Genomic DNA, 14,332 nt, shown 5'->3' on the forward strand with positions numbered 1-14,332 from the left:
ACGGTGCTCGGGCTCAGTCCTGCCACGGCGGGAACTCCCCCTCCGCGCGCATGTTCGGATCGTCCCACCATGGGTCGCCGTAGAGCTCGTAAGGATCGCCGAGTTCACGCAGCCGCGTCTCGCCGAGGGCGGTGATCGCCGCGCGAAACACCTCCGTGGTCGCCGCCTGACGGGGGGACGCCTCCAGGTAGCCGACCTCACCGTCGAAGCCGTGCGCGATCCGGTCCATTGCCTCGTCCAGTGGAACGTCCCACGGCTCCCACGGCCGACCGTCTCCGGGCCAGCCGCCGAGGCAGAGGAATCCGCGTTCCGCCAGGTCGCGAATGATCGCGAGGACCCGACCGGACGAGCAGTCGTCGGGGGTGATCCGTTCCGTCAGGGCGACGAACGATCCCAGGGGCATCCAGTCGTCGGACAGTTCGTATAGCAGGAAGTGCTCGAGCCGGGGATTGATCATGCGACATGCACCTTCATTCTCCTCACATTCGGAAATACCACGTCGATGGTGGTGCCGTCCGAGCGCGCCGTGACTGTCGCGCCCCGTCTCACCACCAGCTCGCCTTTCGGTACTGCGACAACGCCTCAGGGCATTGATCCTCGAATCCGCCAGTGCCGCCACCTCGTCGACCGCGAGCGTTGTGTCACAGGGACTTCCGCAACGTTCAGCCTCGCCGGACCCCGTAACGCCGGACCGGCCCTTCCCGATCATGAAACGAGCCGGATCGGTACCGAGCGAAGGAGACCCTGCAGTGATCGGACGAATTCTGACAGTCACGGTCGCGGCCGTGGCCGCCACCATGGCGATCGCGCCTGCGGTCGCCCTCGCTCAGGACGGCGCTCCGCGCTACGACGCGACCGAATTCTTCGTCACCCCGTTCGATCCCGGGGCGTTCGGCGAGAACGCGCACAAGGCACTGATTCTCAGCCCGTACGGCACCGGACACCGGATCGAATGCCAGTCCTTCCACGGGCAGACCGCCAACTGCATCCAGCACATCCCGGGCGGGCAGACGAACCCGCTGATCCGGCTCAGTCCCCTTCCTGCCCCCGGCCAGAGCATCCGCCAGGTATGGGCGTACAACCCCATCGCTACCGGCAGCGCCGGCTGACCCAGGACGCGCGGCGAAGTGACGATGCGCCAACACGCCCATCCGGTCTCGAGCACACCTCGAGCCGCCTCGACGCCGTACCCGCTTGTTCCGGCCTCCGGATACCCGCCGCCAAGACAGGACCGCACCATGCTGACACGATCTCCGCTGCGCACGTCGCTGCGCCGCCTTGCCACCGTCACCGCGACCGTCGCCGCCGCGACCGGGCTGACGGTGCTCACCGCCCCGACCGCGTCCGCGTCGACGTTCACCCGCACCGTCGGCGTGCACGACATTCCGGGCATCTTCATCGGAAACACCGGCTCGGTCGGCAATATCACTCCCTTCATCAACGCGGCGGTATACATGCGCACCGATCCGAGTACTCCGCCGCTGCACGGGTGGACCATGGACTTCGACTACTGCCCGTGCACGGTGCACTGGCGCAACGAGACGACCGGCGTCACTGGCACCGCCGACCCCTTCACCGACCTGCTGCCGGCACAGACCGGAGCGGGCACCATCACGGCCACGGTCACCATCGACGGAGCAAGCATCACCGTGCAGTCGGGCACCGCGACCTGGCACGCCGCGTGAACGAGCCGTGACCCCAGGGCCGGACAGCCCACGCACAGTTCCGATTCCACACACGGCGGATGTGACCGAGGGGGATGCTCCCGCCGGCGAGCGTGCCCCTTGACCTTCACACTGTGACAAGCGCTCGAATGGTCTGCGAAGGAGGTGCTTCCCATGAACACAGCCAGCTACGGCGAGCCGGATGCTCGCCTCGTCGATGCCCTCACCGGTGACGATCCGGCGACTCGTCTGCGGGCGGCGCTCGAGGCCGGCACCGTCGCCGACGAGCGGCTCACGACCATCCTCGTCGACCGGTGCGGCGTCGAACCGGACTTCTTCGTCCGCGACATGTTGACGTGGGCACTGTGCCGGCTCCCGGCCGACGTCACCGTGCCGAGACTCCTCGAGGAACTCGACTCCGGCACCGCGCAGGCCCGCAGCCAGGCCCTGCACACGCTGTCCAAGATCGGCGACCGGAAGGCCTGGCCTGCGGTGTCGACGATGCTGCACGACGGAGACGACGACGTCGCCCGCAGCGCCTGGCGGGCCGCTGTCGCGCTCGTGCCCGCCGGCAGCGAGGGCCGGCTCGCCGCCGCTCTCGCGACCGCACTCGGACGAGGCGACCGCGACCTGCAGCTCAGCCTCAGCCGTGCACTGGCGATGCTCGACGAGGCGGCCGTGCCGGTCCTGGAAGCTGCCATGGCGAGCTCCGACCCCGGTGTCCGGGCGCATGCGGAAGCCACCGAACGGCTCCGCCTCGATCCCGACAGCGGGTTCACGCTGTCGCTGGAGCTGGCGAAACGGGTCGCCGCCACTGCACCGGACCGAGCCGGCAGGTGATGGGATGTTGATCGGTGAGGTCTCGCGGCGTTCCGGCGTGAGCACTCGCATGCTGCGCCACTACGACGCCTTGGGTCTGGTGACGCCGACGGGGCGCACGTCCGGCGGCTACCGCGAGTACACCGCCGACGACATCCGCCGCCTCTTCCATGTGGAGAGTCTCAGGAGTCTGGGCTTGTCGCTGCACGAAGCCAAACGCGCGCTGGACGAACTCGACTTCGCGCCGGCCGAGTTGGTGCACGACCTGATCCGGCACACCCGGGTGCGGATCGCCGCCGAGACGGAACTGCTCGCGCGACTCGAACGGGTCGACTCGGCCGCGCCGGAGGCGTGGGAGGACGTCCTGCGCATCGTCACACTGCTGCACGCGTTCGACTCCGAGTCGGGGTCCCACCGTCAGCAGGCCGTCCTGTCGCAGCACGAGAACGCCGCGCTGCCCGTCGAAGCCCTGGCCGAGGCAGTGCTCGCAGAGGACGACCCGAACGTCGCCGGGGCGCTGCGCTGGTCGTTGGCGAGGGCCGGGGCTGCCGGGCTGGCGGAGTTGGCCGCCGGGCTGGACTCGGCAGACGCCGACGTCCGGCGGCGGGCGATCGTCGCTGTCGCGGAGATGCACCTCCCGGACGCGACCGCACTGCTGAAGAAGCCACTCGACGACAGCGACACCACCGTGCGCGACCGTGCCGCCGTGGCCCTCGGCTCCCGGGGCGCCGGGGAGGCCGTGCCGATCCTGCTGGAGATGGTCGTCGAGGGCCGGGCCGACGTCGAAGCCGCCGAGGTTCTGGGCATACTGGCCGCCGCATCGGTGTCCACGGTCGACGTCGTCCGAGCCGTGCAGGAGGTGCTCGACGGCACGCTCGACGCAGCCGCACGCTTGCGCGTCACGCAGGCGCTCGCCGAGATTCCCGGACCTGCGGCGCGGGACGTCCTCGTCGCACTGACCGGCCACCACGACCGGGTGATCGCAACGACCGCGTCCGTGATCCTGGACAGGCGCGCGTCACCGTGAACGATGCGGGCGAGCGGTGACCGCCGGGGTGTTGCTCGATCGCTCTGTACCGGTAGGTGTCCTGATCGGCGACCCGTTCCCGGTCGACGGTGACGGCGGCCCCGACGGTCGGGGTGCGGAAACCCTCGGCGGCGATGTCGCTGTAGTGCGCCCAGCACCCGTCCGCGTCGGGGCGGTCCTTCGGGAAGCACCTCGACGCGACCGGCGGTCGGTGCTCGGTCGGCGTCCAGGAAAGCCCATGCCACCCGCGCTCGTCGAACGCCGCGAAGCGACGGCCCCCTACGAGTCGTGCCTCGACTCCCACAACCCGATCACGTTTCCCTCGGTGTCGGAGAAGTACGCCGCGAATCCCATGTCGCCGACGGGCATTCGGGCGGAGATCGTCTTCCCGCCGAGCGATTCGATCTTCTGCAGCGCGGCGTCGATGTCCTCGACGTCGACGGTCACGACGGGACTTCTCAGTTCGTCGCGCCGGAACATGCCGCCGTTGATGTACCCGGGTTCGGTGGAGGAGCCGGTCTCGTCGACGGGCCCCGTGGTGACGAGGGTGTAGTCCATGCCGGGAACGTCCGAGAGCGACCAGCCGAACGCGTCGCGGTAGAAGGACCGGGCGCGGTCACCGTCGTCGTAGGGCAGCTCGAAGTGCACGATGCGTCCTGCCATGGCGTTCGCCTCCTGTGCGACCGGACGGCTTCAGCGTAGCCTCCGCAAACGGGTGTACTCGCCCGATCGTGGCCGATCCGCGCTAAGCCGCAGCTAAGCGCCACCGGGTTTGCTCGACGGTGACGATACGGGCGAGCGAGGAAGAACGATGGACGAGAGCACGTTGGCCACGCATTTTCGGGCGGTGCTGCAGTTGACGCGGACGCAGGTCGAGGTACTGGAGGCGCGTCGTCGACGCACCTGCGACCCGGTGGAGCTCGGTGGGCTTCGCCACCGACTGGAATACGCGCTCGGCTACCGGGACGCCCTGGAACAGGCCCTCCGGGAGGGCGGCGCGCCGCCCGAGCGCGCGTCGGTGCGGGCTGCGCGCCTGAGTCGCTGCGTGGAGCAGATCGCGACGTCCGGCGACCGGCGCCAGGTGGCGATCCTGGAACGGGTCCTGCACGAGCAGCTGGTGGACCGCACCCGCGCCCTCGCCCGGCTCACCGCGGCCGGCGACCATCGCCCGGTGCACTACTGGGCACGGCGCTACCTGGCGCACTGCCGGAGCCTGGGCGACCCGCACCCGGCCGGGGTCGACGAGCGGTGGTCCGTCAAGTCACGGTGACGGTCATGCTCCGCTCGTCCGCCGACATGTGCTCGGCCCGCTGCAGCTGCAGCGACACCGGCCAGGTCCCGGCCCGCTTGGCGCGCAGGTAGAGGATGCGCTCGCTGCCGGCTCCGGGCAGCGGATTCCGGGACGGCACGAATCGCACGTCGCTGAGCAGCAGCCCCTTGCCGATGTGGGTCGGGCACCAGGTGTAGTCGCGGGAGGTGTTCTCCGGCAAGTGCAGTTCGATGGTGTCGCCCACGGCGACCTGCAGGTCCCGGGGTCCGGTGGTCACGTGCCTCATTGGACCAGCGTACGGCGGTTTTGTGATCTATGTCACTATCGAGAGCGATTCGGGGGACTCGTTCGTCGGAACACGTGTCGTGGGTCCGCGAGGCGGGTATCCGGAACACCGGCATGGGAATCGACCAGGAAGTGGGAAGGCATATGGCCGCATCGGTGTCAGACGAGTTCGAGATCGAGGCGACGCCCGAGCAGGTGATGCGCGCATTGACCGACATCGAGCGCATCCCGGAATGGTCGTCCTCCCACAAGGACGTGCAGGTCGAATCCCGACACGACGACGGCCGGCCCCGCGTCGTGCGCATGACGCTCGCCCTGTTCGGCATCTCGGACACACAGGTGATCGAGCACGAGTGGACCGAGGAGTCCACCTCGTGGACGCTGCTCGAGAGCGAGATGCAGCACTCCCAGGACGGCGAGTATCTCCTGACGCGCACCGAGCGCGGGACGTGCGTGCGGGTGACGATGTCCACCGACCCGAAGATCCCGGTGCCGGGCTTCATGCTCAGGCAGGGACAGAAGCACGCGATCAAGACCATCCGCAAGGGCCTGACCGAGTTCGTCCTGCGGCACTACGCCTGACCCGGCACAGGCCCCGGCACGCCGAGCCGCCGGCGCGTCGTGCGCGCCGGCGGCTCGTCGCTTCCCGGGATCAGCTCAGGTGGTGGACCTCCTGAAGCCCGTACACCGGCGTCGGGATCCCCTCGTGCCGGGCTTTGAGCTGCAGCGCCAGGTACAGCGAGTAGTGCCGCGACTGGTGCAGGTTGCCACCGTGGAACCACAGCCCTTCCTGCCGGGTGGGCTTCCACATGTTGCGCTGCTCACCCTCCCACGGGCCGGGGTCCTTGGTGGTGTCCGAGCCCAGGCCCCAGCACTTGCCGACCTTGTCGGCGACGTCCTGGCCGATCAGATCCGCCGCCCAGCCGTTCATCGAGCCGTAGCCGGTCGCGTAGACCACCAGGTCGGCCTCGAGCTCGGTGCCGTCCTCGAGGATCACGCTGTTCTCGGTGAGCTCGCGGACGCCGCCGTGGGCCAGCTTGATCTCGCCGTCGGCGACGAGTTCGGCGGCGCCGACGTCGATGTAGTAGCCGGACCCGCGGCGCAGGTACTTCATGAACAGCCCGGAGCCGTCGTCACCGAAGTCGAGCATGAACCCGGCCTTCTCGAGCCGGGCGTAGAAGTCGGCGTCGCGCTCACGGATCGCGTTGTAGACCGGGATCTGGAACTCGTGCATGATCCGGTACGGCAGGGACGCGAACGTCAGGTCGGCCTTGGCCGTCGTCATCCCCGCGGCCAGGGCCCGCTCGGAGTACAGATCGCCGAGGCCGAGGTCCATCAGTGAGTCGGACTTGACGATGTGCGTCGACGAGCGCTGCACCATCGTCACGTCGGCGCCGACCTCCCACAGCGCGGCGCAGATGTCGTGCGCCGAGTTGTTCGCGCCGATCACCACGGCCTTCTTGCCCGCATACGCGTCCGGTCCGGGGTGGTGACTGGAGTGGTGCTGGTCGCCGCGGAACCTGTCCATGCCGGGGAAGGTCGGGATGTTGGGCTTGCCGGACATGCCGGTGGCGAGTACCAGTTGCTTCGGCCTCAGCACGAGGGGTTCGCCGTCGCGGACCACGTTCACGGTCCACTCGCCGGTCGTCTCGTCGTAGGACGCCGAGGTGCACGTGGTCTTGGACCAGTAGGGCACCTCCATGACCTTGGTGTACATCTCGAGCCAGTCACCGATCTTGTCCTTGGGCGCGAACACCGGCCAGTTCTCGGGGAACGGCATGTACGGCAGGTGGTCGTACCAGACGGGATCGTGCAGGCACAGCGACTTGTAGCGGCCGCGCCACTGGTCGCCGGGCCGGTCGTGCTTGTCGAGCACGAGCGCGGGCACGCCCAGCTGGCGCAGACGGGCGCCGAGAGCGATGCCGCCCTGGCCGCCGCCGACGATCACGACGTACGGCTGGGTGGTGTAACCGAGTTCGCGCTCCTCGGCCTCGCGCTTCTCGGACCAGGTGACGCGGTTGCGGTCGGCGCCGTGCTGCACACCCTTGGGCCGGCGGACACCCTTGCTCTCCTCGTGCCCCTTCAGCTCCTGCATCGTGGTCAGCAGGGTCCAGGCACCCTCGTCCTTCAGCCGCAGGTGCCCGACGCCGCGGCCGACCGCGGTCTCGAAGGCGATCCAGGCGCTGACGACCCCGCCGTCCTCGGTGGGCGGCTCGGTGGTGCGGAACCCGCTCGGGTCGGTGTCGTGCAGCCGCGCGTGGAGCATGTCGGCGACGCCTTCCCGGCCCTCGACGGTCTTGAGGTTCCAGGTGAAGGCGACCAGGTCGCGCCAGAAGCTGTCGGTGGCGAACATGCCCGCGGCGGCCTCGACGTCCCGCGCGGCCAGCGCGGCCTCGAAGTCGGCCAGCCAGGCGTCGACCCGTTCCTGCGGTCCGGCGAGCGCGGCGTCGGGTGGGGTCAGTGTGTCGGTCATTGCGTGCTCCTCGTCCTGAACGGCTTGTGACTCAGAGCACACCGCACGGGGGGTGGGTGCGGCCAGCGTTGCATCGTGTTGCACACGGCCGACGGATCCGGGAACCCCGCATCGACGCGGGTCGTCTCGCATCGAGAAGCCGCAAACCCGGCGGCGGTTCGTCCGGGATGCGAGGGTGGAACGGTGAGAAGCGGACATGCTCGCCCGGCGTCGGTCGCGGCGGGTCTCGCCGTCGCGGTGTCGGCGGCCGTGGGATGCGCGCCGGCCGTCGACTGCGGCGCCGTGGTCACGCCGCTGCACGAGCCGGTGGGCGCGTGCCTGCGATTCGGTGTGAGTACGCCCGGCGGCCCGACCGCCGTCGACGAGTTCGAACGGGTCGCCGAGATCGCGGGCACTCCCCCGACCGTGGTGCTGTCGTTCTCCGACTTCGCCTCACCGCCGCCCGTCGCCGGACTCGCCGCGGTACGGCGGCTGGGCGCCGACCCGATCGTCACGTGGGAGCCGTGGCGCTGGCTCGGCGACGGACGGTACGAGCGCAGCGAGTTCACGATGGCGTCGATCGTGGCGGGCGTGCACGACGACTACCTCTACCGCTGGGCCGACGAGCTCGCCGCGTGGGGTTCGACCGTCTACCTGCGTTTCGCGCACGAGCCGAACGGCACCTGGTACCCCTGGAGTCCGACCGGGGGGACACCGCCGCACGTCTACGTCGCAGCGTGGCGTCACGTGCACGAGTTGTTCGCGTCGAAAGGGGTGGCCAACGTGAAATGGGTGTGGGCTCCGAACGTCTCGTTCGAGGGCAGCAGCGCGATCGCGGACCTGTACCCGGGGGCGGAGTACGTCGACGTGGTCGGGGTCGACGGGTACAACTGGGGCGCCACGCAGCCGTGGAGCCGCTGGACGTCGCCGCGGGAGCTGTTCGAGGAGACCCTCGACGAACTCGGCCGGATCGCGCCGGGCAAGCCGATCGCGGTCACCGAGGTGGGCAGCACCGACGTGGGCGGGTCGAAGCCGGACTGGGTCGCCGACCTGATCTCGTTTCTCGACGATCGAGCGGACGTCGCGGCGTTCGTCTGGTTCGATCACGACAAGGAGACCGACTGGCGGCTGGCGAGTACCCCGGAATCGGCGGCGGCGCTGGCGGAGGCCCTGCAGCGGAGGCAGCGCTGACATGACGACCGACACCTCGCACATCCCCGACGACCTCGAGGACGAGCGCGTGCGCGACCTCGAACGGCTCGAGGTCCTCGACACGCCGCCGGAGGACCGGTTCGACCACATCACCCGCATGGCCCGGCACGTGTTCGGGGTGCCCATGGCGAGTGTCGCGCTGCTCGACCGGGACCGGCTCTGGTTCAAGTCCCTCCAGGGGCTCGACCTCGTGCAGGTGCCGCGCGAGGAGAGCATGTGCAAGACCACGATTGCGCGCATCTACCGTCACCCCGGTGATCCGACGCTGATCGTAGAGGACGCCGCCGCCGATCCCCGGTTCGCCGGCATTCCCGGGGTCGGCGGCGACGACGGCGTCCGCTTCTACGCGGGTTACCCGTTGTACGGTCCGGCGGGTCATCCCGTCGGCACGTTCTGCATCTACGACACCGAGCCGCGGACACTCGGACCCGACCAGCTCGACGCGTTCGCCGAACTCGCCGAATGGGCGCAGCGGGAACTGCAGCGCGCCGACGAACTCGATCGCGCCGCCGCGATGCAGTCCCAGCTGCTGCCGCGACCGTTGACCGGGCTGCCCGGATACGAGGTGCAGGCTGTGTGCATTCCGGCGTTCGTGGTCGGCGGCGACTTCTACGACCACTATCTGTTGCGCGGCGGACTGGTCGTCACCGTCGCCGACGTGATGGGCAAGGGCCTCGGCGCGGCGATCCTGTCCTCGGCGGTGCGCTCCACGTTCCGCGGCGCGTCCCGGGTGATGGAGCGGTTCAGCCACGCCGAGGCATGCAGCGTCCTGGACACGGGCGCCGCGTTGAGCGCCGCGGCCGAGAACCTCACGGACGACTGCGAGCACACCGGCACCTTCGTCACCGTGTTCCATGCCGCCGTCGAGTTCGCGAGCGGGTCGGTGGACTACGTCGACGCCGGGCACGGCTTGGCCGCGATCCGCCGCACGGACGGCTCCGTGGCGCCGCTGGCGGGCACCGGGCTACCCGTCGGCGTGCTCCGCGAGACATCGTGGCAGGCGCAGTGCACGCGCCTCGAACCCGGTGACACGCTGGTGATCTGCTCCGACGGGCTGCTCGACCTGCTCGACGAGCACAGCGACCGGGCGGCCCTGTACCGGTTCGTGGCCGAACATGCGACGCCGCACGACCTGACCCGGGCGGCGCGGGCACTGGCCGAGGGGAACGCACCGATGGACGACGTCACCGTCGTCGCCGTGCGTCGCTGCGAGGACGCGTGAGTGCGGCCGGCGCGGACCGCTACCCGTCGCCGGGCCTGCGGATCCTGATCGCCGCGACGGTACTGCTCGGCCTGAACTACGTGGTGTGGCGCTGGCTGTTCTCCGTCAACTGGTCCGCGTGGTGGATCGCGGTGCCGCTCGTCGTCGCCGAGACGTACAGCCTGATCGACTCGATGCTGTTCGGGCTCACGATGTGGCGGTGGCGCAGGCGGGCCGCGCCGCCGGCACCGCCCGGCGGGCTGACCGTCGACGTCTTCGTCACCACCTACAACGAGCCGGTCGACCTGGTGATCGGGACCGCCGAGGCGGCGGCACGCATCCGGTATCCGCACGAGACGTGGATCCTCGACGACGGGGAGCGGCCTGAATTGGAGCGCGCCGCAGCCGAACTCGGGGTCCGGTACATGACGCGGGCGGCCAGCTGGACGAACAAGCCCCGCCACGCCAAGGCGGGCAACCTCAACAACGCCCTGTTGCACACACACGGCGAGTTCATCCTCGTCCTCGACGCCGACCAGGTGCCCGACCCGGAGATCCTGCACCGCACCCTCGGCTACTTCGAGGACGAGCGGACGGCTCTGGTGCAGACGCCGCAGTACTTCGTCAACGTGCCGGAGTCCGATCCGCTGGGCAGCCAGGCCCCGCTGTTCTACGGCCCGATCCAGCAGGGCAAGGACGGCTGGAATGCCGCATTCTTCTGCGGTTCGAACGCGATCCTGCGCCGCGAGGCGCTGATGCAGCTGGGCATCACCGGCTACGTCCGTGCCGTCGAGGAGGGCGTGGTGCGGGCGCTGCGCACGGCCGGCAAGGTGCTCGACCGGGCGCGATCCGAGCTCGGCGCGAACCAGCCGGAGGTTCTCGCCGCCCTCGATTCGGTGCGGGTGGCCGTGCGCACAGCCCGCGCGGCGGTCCGGCAGGGACAGCCGCTCGCCGAGGTGACCTACCGGTTCCAGCAGAGCGTGGACGAGGCCGCACGTGCCGTGGTCGACGCGGACGCCGGATCGATCCGCGCAGACCTGGAGGCGATCGCCGCCCTGACCGCCACCCCCGGGTCCGACGCCGACGGAGTTCTGCTCGACGAGACGACGTTGTCGCGCCTCGCCGACCGCGAGTGGTCGCCGCTCGGGGCGCTCGAGTCGATTCGCACGATGATCCGCGCCGTCGACGTCAGCCGCGACGACGAGGCGGAGCCGACGCTGGCGCTGGCGACGATCTCGGTGACCGAGGACATGGCCACGTCGATGCGCCTGCACGGGATGGGCTGGAAGTCGGTCTATCACCACGAGGTGCTGGCGCACGGTCTCGCGCCCGAGGACGTGGGCACGATGCTCACCCAGCGGCTGCGCTGGGCGCAGGGCACGATCCAGGTGATGTTGCGTGAGAATCCGCTCGTGCAGCGGGGATTGACGATCGCGCAGCGTCTGATGTACTGGGCGACGATGTGGAGCTACCTCGCGGGATTCGCGGCCCTCGCCTACATCGCCGCGCCGGTGATCTACCTGATCTTCGGAGTCCTGCCCGTGCAGGCCTACAGCTGGGACTTCTTCGGCCGGCTCGTCCCGTTCCTGCTGTTGAACCAGGTGCTGTTCGTCGTCGTCAGTCGTGGCACCCCGACCTGGCGGGGGCAGCAGTACAGTCTGGCGCTGTTCCCGGTGTGGATCCAGGCGTGCTGGACGGCGTTTCGCAACGTGTATCTGCACAAGCCCCTCGACTTCGCGGTGACCCCGAAGACGCGGCAGCGCCGTGCCGGGCCGCCCTGGGGCAAGGTGCGCTACCAGATCGCGGCGATGGTGCTGCTGGTGCTCGCGTCGGCGGTGGGCGTGGTGCGCCTGTATCTGGGTGCGAGCTCGGTGCTGGGCGTCGGCGTCAACCTGTTCTGGGTGCTGTTCGACCTGGCGATCCTCAGTGTGGTGATACCGGCGGTCCGCTACCGCGGGCCCGACACGGAAGGAAACGGATGACGCACTTCGCAACCCGCACCACCGGCTCGGACGTGGTGGTGGTGCGGCCCGAGGGCCGACTGAACATGGTCGCCGCACCACGGCTGCGGGAACAGCTGCGCGACCTCGTCGACAGCGGGTCCGCCCGGGTGGTCGTCGACCTCGCCGCCACGGAGTTCATCGACTCCTCGGGGCTCGGGGCACTGGTGTCCGGGCTCAAGGCCGCCCGGCAGGCCGGCGGTGATCTTCGGCTGGCGTCGCCTACGGCCCAGGTGCGCAGCGTGCTGTCGCTGACGAGCCTGGACCGGGTGCTGCGCACCTACGACTCCGCGGACGCCGCGTTCGATGGCGACTGACGACGGCACACGCTCCTGGACCCTGACGACCGTCACGGACGCCGACACGCTCACCCGGGTGCACGCACTGATCGAGGAGATGATGTCCGCGGGGCGTGTCGAGGACGCGGATCGCTTCCCGTTCGAGATCGCCGTCGCCGAGATCGCGGCGAACATCATCGAGCACGCCGCCCTCGGGCAGGCTGTGTCGATGAGCCTGCAGCTGCGTGCGCTCCCCGAGCGCCTCGAGGCCGAATTCACCGACGAGGGGCGGCCGGCCCGGGTGGATCTCGAGGCCGTCGAACTGCCGGATGCGCTGGCCGAGCGGGGGCGCGGGTTGGCGATCGCCATGGCGGCGCTGGACGAGTTGTCGTACCGGAGGCGCGGCGGTGTCAACCGGTGGATCCTGGTGCGGGAGCGAGCCGAGCCGCGGTAGCCGTGCGGCGGTACGGCCGCCGGGCGAAATGCCGACTTTGCCCGGACGGCGTCCGTTAACTTCCCGTTAAGTCGGCCCGCGCGCGGCCCCGCCGACCGCCGGAAAACCCCAGGCCGTGGGCGCTCATCTGCCGTTTCGTCGAGCCTCGGACCCCTCGGCTTGCCGATGTGTCCATTACGGCGCCGGACGCGGAACCTCAGACTCAGGCAGTCGAGAGGTGCATCACACTCGATACCGAACCTGGTTGTGAAGGGGATCCCATGTCGAACAGTGCCGAACCCGGACTGAGGCACACGCTCCAGAAGCGACATCTGTCGATGATCGCGATCGCGGGAGTCATCGGTGCAGGCTTGTTCGTCGGCTCGGGCGCTGCGATCCGGGAGACCGGCCCCGGCGTGCTGGTCGCCTACGCACTCGCCGGGGTCGTCGTCGTGCTCGTGATGCGCATGCTCGGCGAGATGGCGGCGGCCAATCCGCAGACGGGGTCGTTCTCGGCGTACGCCGACCGCGCCATCGGGCGATGGGCCGGCTTCTCCATCGGATGGCTCTACGCCTGGTTCTGGATCATCGTGCTGGGCATCGAGGCGACCGCCGGCGCGGTCATCATGAACCGCTGGATGCCCGGCGTGCCCCAGTGGACGTGGGCGCTGGCACTCATGATCGTGCTGACGCTGACCAACATCGCGTCGGTCAAATCGTTCGGCGAGTTCGAGTTCTGGTTCGCCGCGATCAAGGTGACGGCGATCGTCGCATTCCTCGTGCTCGGCGTCCTCGCGATCTGCGGCCTGCTGCCCGGCGTCGACGCGCCCGGAATGAGCAATCTCACCGGTCACGGCGGCTTCTTCCCCAACGGGACGGGTGCCGTGCTCGCCGGCGTCCTCGTCGTGGTGTTCTCGTTCTTCGGAGCCGAGATCGCGACCATCGCCGCCGGCGAGTCCGCCAACCCCGCCGAGGCGGTGCGCAAGGCGGTGCGGTCGGTCGTGTGGCGGATCCTGATCTTCTACATCGGCTCGATCGCCGTCGTCGTCACCCTGCTGCCGTGGGACGACGCCTCGGTGGCGCTGAGCCCGTACGTGGCGGTCATCGACTCCTACGGCATCCCCGCGGCCGCCACCATCATGGACGTCATCGTGCTGACGTCGGTGCTCTCGTGCCTGAATTCGGGCCTGTACACCGCCAGCCGCATGATCTTCTCCCTGTCGCGCCGCGGGGACGCCCCGCCGTCGATGGCCCGCATCGGGCGGTCCGGGGTGCCGCGCAACGCGGTTCTCGTCTCCACCGTGGTCGGATTCCTCACCGTGGGCCTGAACTACCTCTACCCCGAGACGGTGTTCCTGTTCCTGGTCAATTCCTCCGGCGCAATCGCGCTGTTCGTGTGGCTCGTCATCGCGGCATCGCAGCTGCGTATGCGGCGGTCCCTCGAGGCCCAGGGCCGGGAGCTGTCACCGAAGATGTGGCTGTTCCCCTACCTCACCTGGGTCACCATTGCCGCGATCGTCGCGCTGTGCGTGGGCATGGTCGCCCTGGAGAGCACGCGCAGTCAGATGCTGACGTCCTCGGCCCTCGCCGCCGTCGTCGTCGGTGTCGGGATCTACCGCCAGCGCCGTCGTCCCGCGCCGTCGGTGGAAGCGAACGACGACGTCGCCGTCCGGGTCCCGGAAACCACCTGA

Annotated in this window: 16 protein-coding genes; 12 read left to right on the forward strand and 4 right to left on the reverse strand. The window is 69.6% G+C overall.

All coding sequences use genetic code 11. The features are described 5' to 3' along the window. Positions 1–13 precede the first annotated feature (13 nt). Complete coding sequence (locus tag RR3_RS10995) at positions 14–457, reverse strand: hypothetical protein (protein ID WP_010595195.1); 444 nt, start codon at positions 455–457, stop codon at positions 14–16. A gap of 292 nt (positions 458–749) precedes the next feature. Here RR3_RS10995 and RR3_RS11000 point away from each other — a divergent pair, with 292 nt between their 5' ends. The 4 genes from RR3_RS11000 to RR3_RS11015 all read left to right on the forward strand — a co-directional run bounded on the left by RR3_RS11000 (position 750) and on the right by RR3_RS11015 (position 3,510). After that, complete coding sequence (locus RR3_RS11000) at positions 750–1,109, forward strand: hypothetical protein (RefSeq protein WP_010595196.1); 360 nt, start codon at positions 750–752, stop codon at positions 1,107–1,109. Positions 1,110–1,238: 129 nt separating this feature from the next. Beyond that, the gene (locus RR3_RS11005) at positions 1,239–1,685 is read left to right on the forward strand and encodes a hypothetical protein (protein ID WP_010595197.1); all 447 of its coding nucleotides are present in this window, start codon (positions 1,239–1,241) and stop codon (positions 1,683–1,685) included. Between the two features lie 153 nt (positions 1,686–1,838). Further along, positions 1,839–2,504, forward strand: a complete 666-nt coding sequence (locus tag RR3_RS11010; RefSeq protein WP_064066282.1) for a HEAT repeat domain-containing protein — start codon at positions 1,839–1,841, stop codon at positions 2,502–2,504. Between the two features lie 4 nt (positions 2,505–2,508). Then, complete coding sequence (locus RR3_RS11015; RefSeq protein ID WP_064066281.1) at positions 2,509–3,510, forward strand: MerR family transcriptional regulator; 1,002 nt, start codon at positions 2,509–2,511, stop codon at positions 3,508–3,510. A 279-nt stretch (positions 3,511–3,789) separates the two neighbouring features. On the opposite strand, the gene RR3_RS11020 is transcribed toward RR3_RS11015, so the two are convergent. Next, positions 3,790–4,173, reverse strand: coding sequence for a VOC family protein (locus RR3_RS11020; protein WP_017681686.1), 384 nt, complete (start codon positions 4,171–4,173; stop codon positions 3,790–3,792). A 148-nt stretch (positions 4,174–4,321) separates the two neighbouring features. Here RR3_RS11020 and RR3_RS11025 point away from each other — a divergent pair, with 148 nt between their 5' ends. Beyond that, positions 4,322–4,780, forward strand: coding sequence for a hypothetical protein (locus RR3_RS11025; RefSeq protein ID WP_064066280.1), 459 nt, complete (start codon positions 4,322–4,324; stop codon positions 4,778–4,780). On the opposite strand, the gene RR3_RS11030 is transcribed toward RR3_RS11025, so the two are convergent. Beyond that, positions 4,767–5,066, reverse strand: coding sequence for a protease inhibitor I42 family protein (locus tag RR3_RS11030; RefSeq protein ID WP_017681688.1), 300 nt, complete (start codon positions 5,064–5,066; stop codon positions 4,767–4,769). The two genes, RR3_RS11025 and RR3_RS11030, sit on opposite strands and share 14 nt — an antisense overlap. A 143-nt stretch (positions 5,067–5,209) precedes the next feature. On the opposite strand from RR3_RS11030, the gene RR3_RS11035 reads away from it, so the two are divergent. Further along, the gene (locus RR3_RS11035; protein ID WP_017681689.1) at positions 5,210–5,647 is read left to right on the forward strand and encodes an SRPBCC family protein; all 438 of its coding nucleotides are present in this window, start codon (positions 5,210–5,212) and stop codon (positions 5,645–5,647) included. Positions 5,648–5,717: 70 nt separating this feature from the next. Here the strand turns inward: RR3_RS11035 and RR3_RS11040 are convergent, their stop codons facing one another. Next, positions 5,718–7,538 (reverse strand): NAD(P)/FAD-dependent oxidoreductase, encoded by a 1,821-nt coding sequence (locus RR3_RS11040; RefSeq protein WP_017681690.1) that lies wholly within the window; start codon positions 7,536–7,538, stop codon positions 5,718–5,720. A gap of 183 nt (positions 7,539–7,721) precedes the next feature. Here RR3_RS11040 and RR3_RS11045 point away from each other — a divergent pair, with 183 nt between their 5' ends. The 6 genes from RR3_RS11045 to RR3_RS11070 all read left to right on the forward strand — a co-directional run bounded on the left by RR3_RS11045 (position 7,722) and on the right by RR3_RS11070 (position 14,332). Further along, the gene (locus RR3_RS11045; protein ID WP_017681691.1) at positions 7,722–8,708 is read left to right on the forward strand and encodes a glycoside hydrolase family 26 protein; all 987 of its coding nucleotides are present in this window, start codon (positions 7,722–7,724) and stop codon (positions 8,706–8,708) included. A 1-nt stretch (position 8,709) separates the two neighbouring features. After that, a complete protein-coding gene (locus RR3_RS11050) occupies positions 8,710–9,951 on the forward strand; it encodes a PP2C family protein-serine/threonine phosphatase (protein WP_010595207.1) in 1,242 nt (413 codons plus the stop codon). Continuing rightward, positions 9,948–11,912 carry a glycosyltransferase gene (locus tag RR3_RS11055; protein WP_064066279.1) on the forward strand — a complete coding sequence of 655 codons (1,965 nt, stop codon included), beginning with the start codon at positions 9,948–9,950 and terminating at the stop codon, positions 11,910–11,912. Before RR3_RS11050 ends, RR3_RS11055 begins: the two co-directional genes overlap by 4 nt. Continuing rightward, a complete protein-coding gene (locus RR3_RS11060) occupies positions 11,909–12,247 on the forward strand; it encodes an STAS domain-containing protein (RefSeq protein WP_010595209.1) in 339 nt (112 codons plus the stop codon). Before RR3_RS11055 ends, RR3_RS11060 begins: the two co-directional genes overlap by 4 nt. Beyond that, the gene (locus tag RR3_RS11065) at positions 12,237–12,662 is read left to right on the forward strand and encodes an ATP-binding protein (RefSeq protein WP_010595210.1); all 426 of its coding nucleotides are present in this window, start codon (positions 12,237–12,239) and stop codon (positions 12,660–12,662) included. Before RR3_RS11060 ends, RR3_RS11065 begins: the two co-directional genes overlap by 11 nt. Positions 12,663–12,922: 260 nt before the next feature. Further along, positions 12,923–14,332 (forward strand): amino acid permease, encoded by a 1,410-nt coding sequence (locus tag RR3_RS11070; RefSeq protein WP_010595211.1) that lies wholly within the window; start codon positions 12,923–12,925, stop codon positions 14,330–14,332.

The organism is Rhodococcus ruber NBRC 15591, assembly GCF_001894945.1.
Classification (GTDB): Bacteria; Actinomycetota; Actinomycetes; order Mycobacteriales; family Mycobacteriaceae; genus Rhodococcus; species Rhodococcus ruber.

Excerpts from the sequence above, each read along its gene's own strand:
- RR3_RS10995 (WP_010595195.1), bottom strand. The coding sequence starts at position 457 with ATGATCAATCCCCGGCTCGAGCACTTCCTGCTATACGAACTGTCCGAC.
- RR3_RS11005 (WP_010595197.1), top strand. The coding sequence starts at position 1,239 with ATGCTGACACGATCTCCGCTGCGCACGTCGCTGCGCCGCCTTGCCACC.
- RR3_RS11010 (WP_064066282.1), top strand. The coding sequence starts at position 1,839 with ATGAACACAGCCAGCTACGGCGAGCCGGATGCTCGCCTCGTCGATGCC.
- RR3_RS11015 (WP_064066281.1), top strand. The coding sequence starts at position 2,509 with ATGTTGATCGGTGAGGTCTCGCGGCGTTCCGGCGTGAGCACTCGCATG.
- RR3_RS11020 (WP_017681686.1), bottom strand. The coding sequence starts at position 4,173 with ATGGCAGGACGCATCGTGCACTTCGAGCTGCCCTACGACGACGGTGAC.
- RR3_RS11025 (WP_064066280.1), top strand. The coding sequence starts at position 4,322 with ATGGACGAGAGCACGTTGGCCACGCATTTTCGGGCGGTGCTGCAGTTG.
- RR3_RS11030 (WP_017681688.1), bottom strand. The coding sequence starts at position 5,066 with ATGAGGCACGTGACCACCGGACCCCGGGACCTGCAGGTCGCCGTGGGC.
- RR3_RS11035 (WP_017681689.1), top strand. The coding sequence starts at position 5,210 with ATGGCCGCATCGGTGTCAGACGAGTTCGAGATCGAGGCGACGCCCGAG.
- RR3_RS11040 (WP_017681690.1), bottom strand. The coding sequence starts at position 7,538 with ATGACCGACACACTGACCCCACCCGACGCCGCGCTCGCCGGACCGCAG.
- RR3_RS11050 (WP_010595207.1), top strand. The coding sequence starts at position 8,710 with ATGACGACCGACACCTCGCACATCCCCGACGACCTCGAGGACGAGCGC.
- RR3_RS11060 (WP_010595209.1), top strand. The coding sequence starts at position 11,909 with ATGACGCACTTCGCAACCCGCACCACCGGCTCGGACGTGGTGGTGGTG.
- RR3_RS11065 (WP_010595210.1), top strand. The coding sequence starts at position 12,237 with ATGGCGACTGACGACGGCACACGCTCCTGGACCCTGACGACCGTCACG.
- RR3_RS11070 (WP_010595211.1), top strand. The coding sequence starts at position 12,923 with ATGTCGAACAGTGCCGAACCCGGACTGAGGCACACGCTCCAGAAGCGA.